1 tRNA gene and 1 rRNA gene are annotated in these 402 nt (G+C 39.8%); both read left to right on the top strand.

The annotated features are described in order from the left end of the window. Positions 1 to 39 precede the first annotated feature (39 nt). Positions 40 to 113: transfer RNA gene (locus tag EYW44_RS21985), tRNA-Ala, on the top strand. Positions 114 to 298: 185 nt separating this feature from the next. Continuing rightward, positions 299 to 402 (top strand): 23S ribosomal RNA (locus tag EYW44_RS21980); the annotation flags it as partial.

Raw genomic sequence — 402 nt, 5'->3', positions numbered from 1 at the left:
CTACTCAAGCTTACTACTCAATACTAACTACTAGTATTTGGGGGATTAGCTCAGCTGGCTAGAGCGCTTGCCTTGCACGCAAGAGGTCATCGGTTCGACTCCGATATTCTCCACAAGGCTATAAGTCTGTCACGAAGTTTAAATACTTTTAAGTGGCAACTTGCCACAACGTTCATTGACATATTGGTAAAATGATATCGTAAAGAATCAAGATAGAGAGTTAGATGTTAAAATCTAACAGACATTTATAAAAAATATAAAGAGCTCGTTGTAGACGTAAGTCTACAGCAAAAAGTACAATAAGCTAAATAAGGGCGTATGGCGGATGCCTAGGCTTTCAGAGGCGATGAAGGACGTGATAAGCTGCGAAAAGTTACGGGGAGATGCACATAATTTATGATC

It is taken from the genome of Tenacibaculum sp. M341 (genome assembly GCF_004337695.1).
In the GTDB taxonomy this organism is placed as follows: Bacteria; Bacteroidota; Bacteroidia; order Flavobacteriales; family Flavobacteriaceae; genus Polaribacter.
This window is presented reverse-complemented; position numbering and strand designations above follow the sequence as displayed.